The sequence below is a fragment of the Halanaerobiales bacterium genome (assembly GCA_035270125.1).
Classification (GTDB): domain Bacteria; phylum Bacillota; class Halanaerobiia; order Halanaerobiales; family DATFIM01; genus DATFIM01.
The window spans coordinates 1-7,836 of sequence record DATFIM010000056.1; the positions used below are offsets into that span (position 1 = coordinate 1).

A 7,836-nucleotide genomic window follows, 5' to 3' on the forward strand; every position below is an offset into this window, starting at 1 on the left:
TGAGTCAGGTGTGGAAGGTGCGCTTGCAGCAGGAATGGTAGCTGTGGGAGTTGGCCCTGAGGAGAGGGTTGGCAAGGCTGATTATCGTTATGATCAGGTAAAAGATATCAATTTAGATGAAATAATTGGTGGATAATAAAAAAAATTATCCCGGGGAAACCCGGGATTTATTTATTCTATAAACTTATTTATCTCTTCTTTTATAATCTCAAATTGCTTTTCTCTTGAAATAGTTGCCTTTCCATCCTTGTTCTGAAATCCATAACTGCCGAATTGAGAGTGATTTCCTCCCTCAATACTAATATATTTAGTATCATCAGGCAAATTTCCTTTTCTTTTTTCAAATTTCTCTTTATTTATAATCTGATCATTAGTTGCTGTTATTGAGAGCACTGGCAAATTTTTAATAACTGTATCTTCACCAGGATAAGCTGCGAATAAAATTAGTCCACTTAAATTCTCTTTATTATTAGCTGCAAAACTGGCAGCCATTGCTCCTCCAAGAGAATGACCTGCTAAATAATAATTTTTATCCTTATTATTATCCATAATTTTTTGAGCAGCATTTGAATCAAAGATAGCTAATTTTAGAGGCATTTTTGTAATATATATCTTGAGACCAGTTTGAGATATTTTTTCTGCCAAGGGTAAATAGGCTGCTGCATCAACTCTGGCTCCTGGATAGATAATTAGAGCAGATTTAGTTTTAAGTTCTGTATTTTCAATAACATAATTTCCATTTTCTAAATAAATATTATCACGGTTTAAATATTCTTCTGCCTCTTTAGTTGCACTATAACCCTGACTTAAAAAAATAAATGCAAGTAAGAAAAAGAATATTATACCTGAAATTATAATTTGAATCCATTTATTGCTAAGTTTCTTTTCTATATATTTGAAGTTCATTATATCCCACCTTTAGTATTTTATTATTTTTTAAATCCATCTATAATAATAATTATATAAATTACTCTAAATTCCTTTTAGAACTATGATATTTTTATATTTTTTACTTTATTTTTAAAAAAATTAATCCAAAAATAAAAAAACTTAAAAAAAGACTTGAAAATATTTGCTAAGCAGTGTATAATAATTAATGTTAATATATTAACAAAATCATTACATAAAAAAGGAGGTCGTGGAAATGATTAATAGAAGAGTAGTTGCAGTTGAAAATAAAAAATTATATTTAAAAACAAATAATTGTGCACGGCCTGAATGGGTTTTTTGACATTGAGAAGTTTTATTCAAAAATTAATTATTACTGAAGTAATTAAACCTCAGGTGAGTGCTGCCTGTGGTTATTTTTATTTAAATCACCTTAACTATTTTTTATGTATAGTTTAAAACCACAGGTTGTTGCCTGTGGTTTTTTTAGTAAGAAAGTGAGGTAGAAAAAATGAAAAATCTGAAATTATTATTTAAATTTATGAAAGGCAAAAAACTTCTGTACTTAGGGTCACTTTTTAGTATTGGAATGGCAACTGTTTTTACACTTTTGAATCCATTAGTTTTAAGAGTAGCTATTGATAATATTATCGGGGGCAAAGAATTTGAAGCTGCTCCCTGGATAATAAATATAATTAATAGATTTGGAGGACGTGAATTCTTTTTGAATAGTCTCTGGATTTTAGCGATATTATTAATTATTTTAACTGGATTAAGAGGTTTATTCCTTTATTTTAAAGGTAAATGGGCGGCAATAGCAGCTGAATCAGTAGCTGAAAATATGCGTGATACTCTCTATGACCACTTACAGCATTTGCCTTTTTCCTATCATGTTAAATCTGAAACTGGTGATTTGATTCAAAGATGCACCTCTGATTTAGAGACTATTAGAAGATTTTTGGCAATGCAGTTGGTAGAAGTGGGAAGAGCAATTTTTATGGTAGCTATTATAGCTTATGTACTTTTTTCACTTAATTTTAAGTTAGCTTTGATATCAATGGCAGTTGTCCCTATTGTTTTTGGTTTTGCAGTGATCTTTTTTATGAAGATCAAGAAGGCTTTTAAACTTTCTGATGAAGCTGAAGCTGAAATGTCCACAGTTTTACAGGAAAATTTAACAGGAGTTAGAGTTGTTAGAGCATTTACCAAACAAAAACATGAAGTAGAAAAATTTGATAAAAAGAATCGCAAACATCGCGATTTAACCTATCGTTTAATCTATTTGTTAGCCTGGTATTGGGGACTTTCTGATTTGATATGTATGTTTCAGATTGGAGCGGTTTTAGTTTTTGGTTCTTATTGGGCAGCTACCGGCACCATAACTCTTGGAACTCTGGTGGTTTTTACAACATATGAGGGAATGCTTCTCTGGCCGGTAAGACAGATGGGAAGGATTTTGACTGATATGGGTAAAATGTTTGTTTCTTTAGAAAGAATAGGAGAAATACTTGCTGAAGATAGAGAAGACCTTAATGAAGCAGGATTGAATAAAGAAATAAAAGGGAAAATAGAATTTAAAGATGTTTCTTTTGCCTATCAAGGGCAGGAAGAAGTTTTAAAAGATATTTCTTTTGAAGTAGAAAAAGGAGAGACTCTTGCTATTCTTGGCTCAACCGGATCAGGGAAAAGTACTTTGCTTTATCTTTTAGCCGGTCTTTATGATTATGATCAGGGTTCAATAAAAATTGATGGTCATGAACTTACTGAATATAATAAAAAATATCTTAGGGATCAGGTGGGGCTGGTTTTACAGGAACCTTTTTTATTTGCTCGTTCTATGAAAGAAAATATCGGAATTGCAGTTGATGAAGCAGATGATGCCAAAATTTTTGAAGCAGCAAGAAGAGCAGCGATTCATGATGTTATCTTAAATTTTGATGAAGAATATGAAACTTTTGTTGGTGAAAGAGGAGTTTCTTTATCTGGTGGCCAAAAACAACGGGTAGCTATAGCCAGAACTCTAATAAAAGAACCACCAATATTACTTTTTGATGATTCTTTAAGTGCAGTTGATACTGAAACAGATGCTGCTATCAGACAGGAATTAAAAGAAAGAAATAAAAATGTAACTACAATTATTATTTCTCACCGAGTTACAACTCTGGCTGAAGCAGATAAAATTCTAGTTATGGAAGATGGTAAAATAGTTCAACGAGGTACACATCAGGAACTTGTTAAAAGTGAAGGGATGTATAAGCGAGTCTGGAAAATACAGAATTCTCTTGAACTGGAAATGAAAAATGAAAGAGAAGTTGGGTGATATTATGGAAAATTTTAAAGAAGAAAGTTATGATAAAAGATTTGATTTTGAGTTATGGAAAAAGCTCTTTTCCTATATTAAAGTATATAAAAAAGAGCTATTCTGGCTTGCTTTTGTTATGGTCGGGGTGGCTGGAATTGACGCTCTTTTTCCGATGTTAAATAAATATGCTGTTGATAATTTTGTTGTACCGGAAACTGTTGATGGTATTTATCGATTTGCTTTAATTTATGGGGGATTGGTTTTGGTACAGGCTTTAAATGTAGGTTTTTTTATTGCTCTGGCCGGTAAAATAGAAACTGGGATCGCCTATGATATTAGAAAGATTGGATTTAAAAGATTACAGGAATTGTCACTTTCCTACTATGACAGTAAAGCTGTTGGTTGGCTGATGGCCAGAATGACTTCTGATGTTAGAAAATTAGGAGAAACTATTGCCTGGGGCCTGGTAGATTTAGTCTGGGGTTTTACGATGATGGTAGCAATTATGGCTTTTATGTTTTATCTTAATTTCAAATTGGCTTTAATTACCTTGAGTGTTGTCCCAGTTTTGGTGATTTTAAGTTTATATTTTCAAAATAAAATCTTAAAAGCCTACCGGGTTGTTAAAAAAATAAATTCTAAAATTACCGGTAGCTTTAATGAAGGGATAATGGGGGCCAGAACTAGCAAAACATTGGTAAGAGAAGAGGAGAATTTAAAAGAATTTCAGGGACTTACTTCTAAGATGAAAAGATCATCTATTAGAGCAGCAATTTTTTCAGCTCTTTTTTTACCTTTAGTTTTAACTCTGGGTAGTATTGGTACAGCTTTAGCTCTCTGGTCAGGAGGAAGTAGTGTTATTAGCGGAACTATAACCTATGGTACTCTGGTTGCATTTTTAGCCTATACTGTTCGTTTTTTTGAACCGGTAAGAGAGATGGCTCGGGTTTTTGCTGAATTGCAATCTGCCCAGGCTTCAGCTGAAAGGGTTTTATCAATGATAGAAACTGAACCAGATATAAAAGATTTAGAAAAGGTTATCAAAGAATATGGTGATCAGTTTGAACCTAAAAAGGAAAACTGGCCTGCATTAAAAGGATCAATTTCATTTGAAGACGTAAAATTTTACTATAATCAAGATGAGATTATTTTAAATAATTTTGATCTCGATATAAAAGCAGGTGAAACTATTGCCTTAGTAGGTGAAACTGGTTCAGGAAAAAGTACAATTGCTAATTTGGCCTGTCGTTTTTATGAACCCAAAGCTGGTAAAATTAAAATAGATGGTGTTGATTATAAAAAGAGATCTCAACTCTGGTTACAGAGTAATATTGGTTATGTTTTACAAACACCACATCTTTTTAGCGGGAGTATCAAAGATAATATAGCTTATGCTGATCTTGAGGCTACTTTTATGGATATAAAAAGAGCTGCAAAGTTAGTAAATGCTGATGATTTTATTCAAAAACTACCTGATGGTTATGAAACAGTAGTTGGTGAAAGTGGTGATTCTCTATCTACTGGCCAAAAACAACTTATTTCTTTTGCAAGGGCTGTATTAGCTGATCCCCGTATTTTTGTTCTTGATGAAGCCACATCTTCCATAGATACAGAGATGGAAAAAATTATTCAGGAAGCAATTGAAAGAATACTTAAAGGACGAACAAATATTATTATAGCTCATCGTCTTTCGACTATTCGTTCAGCTGATAGAATAATTTGTTTAAGAAATGGAAAAATAATTGAAGAAGGAACTCACAGTCAACTTCTGGCTAAGAAAGGTTACTATTATAAGCTTTATACTACTCAATTTAGAGAAGAAAGAAAAGCATAATTTTAAATTAATTTAAATTATACAAAGGTAATTTTTGAAAGTTGTTGAATTTATATAATGAAGAGTTGAGAAAAGGAGGAATGAATGTGATAAAAAAATTAAAAGAGGCTTTAGAAAAAAGTGAACACTGGACAGAAATAAGATATCATCATCGTCAACAAACCAGTATTGAAATTAAGAATGGTGAAGTTAGCAAAGTAGAAGATAGTACACTGGCTGGGGTTGGAGTTAGATGCTTGGTTAATGGCTGCTGGGGGTTTGCAGCTACAGCTGATATGAGTGAGGAAGCACTTGCTAAAGCAGTAAGAGAAGCTGCTTCTGCAGCTAGAGTGGGTAGTACTCTCCGCAAGAAAAAGATTGAGAAAATTGCTGAAGGAGAAATGGCCCAGGGAGAATATATTTATGCTGATGAAGGTGATGATGTTCAGTTAAAAGAAAAAATAGATCGATTTTTAAATGCTGAAGAATTAATCAGAAATAAAGAAGATATAATAAGTGGAATTGTTAATTATAGTAAATATAATGATAAGAAGATTATTTTAAATACTGAAGGTACTCAGGCAGAGGTAAAAGATATTAAACATGATATAGGAGTAGTTGCTGTTGGTAATAATGGTACTTCTCAGGAAGTTGGATCAGTATCAGCTGGTGTAACTGGAGGCTGGAATGATCTTTTTGCTGAAAAGTCAATGATGGAAATGGTAGAAGAAGCAGTAAATATTGCCCGTACTAAATTGGAAGCAGAATATGCCCAGGGTGGGGAATATACAGTTATTTTAGATCCAATGTTAGTTGGTGTTTTAGCCCATGAAGCTATTGGACATACTGTAGAAGCTGATTTTGTGATGAGTGGTTCTATAGTTCAGGATAAAATAGGTGAAAAAGTTGCCAGTGAAAAAGTAACGATGATTGATGATGGTAATGTAGAAAAAACAGCAGGGATGACTTTAGTTGATGATGAAGGTACTGTTGCCCAAAAAACTACTATTATTGAAGATGGAATTTTGAATGAATATCTTCATAATCGAGAAAGTGCAGCTGAATTTGCAGTAAAACCTAAAGGAAATGCTCGTGCATTTACCTATCGTGATGAGCCATTAATTAGAATGACCAATACTTATATTGAAGAAGGAGACAGCAGTTTTGAGGAAATGGTTTCCGAGATAGATAATGGCTATTATCTAAAAGGCTTAGGTCAGGGTGGTCAGGCAGATGCCAATGCTGAATTTATGTTTGGCGTTCAGGAGGCATATAAGATTGAAGATGGGCAGATTACTGATCCTGTAAAAGGAATCACTATTTCCGGTCAGGCTTTTAATGTTTTAAATAGTGTTGATGCTGTTGGAGATGATTTAAGATTTGCTTTAGGTAGAGGTTATTGTGGTAAAGGACAATTAGCTAAAGTTGATGCAGGTGGACCCCATCTAAGATGTAAAGTTACAATTGGTGGAAAGCAGGAAGGGGATGTTCAATAATGGATGAAATTAAATTTGCAAATAATATAGTATCTAAAGCTAAAGAGATGGATATAGATGATGTTGAAGTTTTTTATAATAGTAGTAAAAATCTTGATGTTGTTTGGGAAAAAGGTGATTTACAGATTCCCAAAACTGATCTTTATCAGGGGTTTGGAATTAGAGTATTTAAAGATGGAAGTACTGGCTTTTCCTCAAGTAACATTTTAAATGAAGAGGAAGCAGAAAAAGTTCTAAAAAGAGCAATTGAGATTGCGGAAGTTACCCCTTCTGATGAAAGTAATGTTTTACCTAAAAAAGATGAAATTGATTATGTTGAAGATATAGTTGATGAAAGAAATGATGATATTAAATTGGTTAATGCTGTTGAAAAGGGTAAAGAATTTGTGGAGAGTTTTTTAAATTATGATAAAAGAGTAAAATTAGATTCTGCTAATTTTAGTACCCGTTTAAGTAAAAGAGCTATAGTTAACAGTAAGGGTATAGAAGCTGTTGAAGAAAAAACTGTTTTTGAAAGTATGGCTATGGCCTTTGCTCGCGAAGGTGAAAATGTTTCTTCTTTTGACCTTTCTTTTCAAACAGCCTGTAAACTTTCAGAATTAAATCTAAAGGAAGAAGCAGAGGAATTAGCTGAGAAAGTTGTTAATTCACTTGATGCAGAAAGTGTAGAAAGTTTTGAAGGAAGTGTAATCCTAAGTCCATTTTCAGTACTTAGTGTTTTAGCTTCACCTTTGAATTTTGCTGTTAATGGTGAAAATGTAATTAATGGTATTTCTCCCTGGACTGATAAGATCGGAGAAGAAGTCGCCATTCCGGAATTATCAGTAATTGATGATGCACATATTGCTGGGGGTGTAGGTTCTCGTTCCTTTGATCGTGAAGGAGTTTCTTCAGAAAGATTGGATATTATTAAAGATGGTAAATTGACTAATTTTCTTCACAATAGTTATACTGCTCATAAAATGGATTCTGAATCTACCGGACATGCTGGTGGAGGCGCCCAAAGCAAGCCAGGTGTTTCACCTTCTAACTTTATAATAGATGGTGGAGATAAAAACTTAGAAGAAATTATAAAAGATACAGATAAAGGGATTTTAGTTAATCGTTTTTCCGGTAATGCAGATCCAGTTAGTGGAGATTTTTCAGGAGTAGTTAAAGGTGGTAAATATATAGAAAATGGAGAAATTGTAAAATCGGTAAAAGGAGTTATGATTGCAGGAAATGTATATAAATTATTAAAAAATATTTCAGCAATGACCAAAAAGAAACAATTTATTCATAATTTCCGCTTACCTCATGTAAGATTTGAAGATGTATCTATCACTGGAGAATAAATA

5 protein-coding genes are annotated in these 7,836 nt (G+C 32.8%); 4 read left to right on the forward strand and 1 reads right to left on the reverse strand.

The genetic code is table 11. The features are described 5' to 3' along the window. Nucleotides 1-171: 171 nt before the first annotated feature. Nucleotides 172-906 (reverse strand): alpha/beta hydrolase, encoded by a 735-nt coding sequence (locus VJ881_03050; GenBank protein HKL75021.1) that lies wholly within the window; start codon nucleotides 904-906, stop codon nucleotides 172-174. A gap of 493 nt (nucleotides 907-1,399) precedes the next feature. On the opposite strand from VJ881_03050, the gene VJ881_03055 reads away from it, so the two are divergent. From VJ881_03055 to VJ881_03070, 4 genes are all read left to right on the forward strand, one after another. After that, nucleotides 1,400-3,208, forward strand: a complete 1,809-nt coding sequence (locus VJ881_03055; protein HKL75022.1) for an ABC transporter ATP-binding protein — start codon at nucleotides 1,400-1,402, stop codon at nucleotides 3,206-3,208. Next, nucleotides 3,189-5,024, forward strand: coding sequence for an ABC transporter ATP-binding protein (locus tag VJ881_03060; GenBank protein ID HKL75023.1), 1,836 nt, complete (start codon nucleotides 3,189-3,191; stop codon nucleotides 5,022-5,024). The genes VJ881_03055 and VJ881_03060 overlap by 20 nt, the downstream gene beginning before the upstream one ends. Before the next feature lie 86 nt (nucleotides 5,025-5,110). Continuing rightward, nucleotides 5,111-6,499 (forward strand): TldD/PmbA family protein, encoded by a 1,389-nt coding sequence (locus VJ881_03065; GenBank protein ID HKL75024.1) that lies wholly within the window; start codon nucleotides 5,111-5,113, stop codon nucleotides 6,497-6,499. Beyond that, complete coding sequence (locus tag VJ881_03070) at nucleotides 6,499-7,833, forward strand: TldD/PmbA family protein (GenBank protein HKL75025.1); 1,335 nt, start codon at nucleotides 6,499-6,501, stop codon at nucleotides 7,831-7,833. Before VJ881_03065 ends, VJ881_03070 begins: the two co-directional genes overlap by 1 nt. The last annotated feature ends 3 nt before the right edge of the window (nucleotides 7,834-7,836 follow it).

Coding starts and splice junctions, on each gene's coding strand:
- VJ881_03070 (HKL75025.1), top strand. CDS start 6,499: ATGGATGAAATTAAATTTGCAAATAATATAGTATCTAAAGCTAAAGAG.
- VJ881_03055 (HKL75022.1), top strand. CDS start 1,400: ATGAAAAATCTGAAATTATTATTTAAATTTATGAAAGGCAAAAAACTT.
- VJ881_03050 (HKL75021.1), bottom strand. CDS start 906: ATGAACTTCAAATATATAGAAAAGAAACTTAGCAATAAATGGATTCAA.
- VJ881_03060 (HKL75023.1), top strand. CDS start 3,189: ATGAAAGAGAAGTTGGGTGATATTATGGAAAATTTTAAAGAAGAAAGT.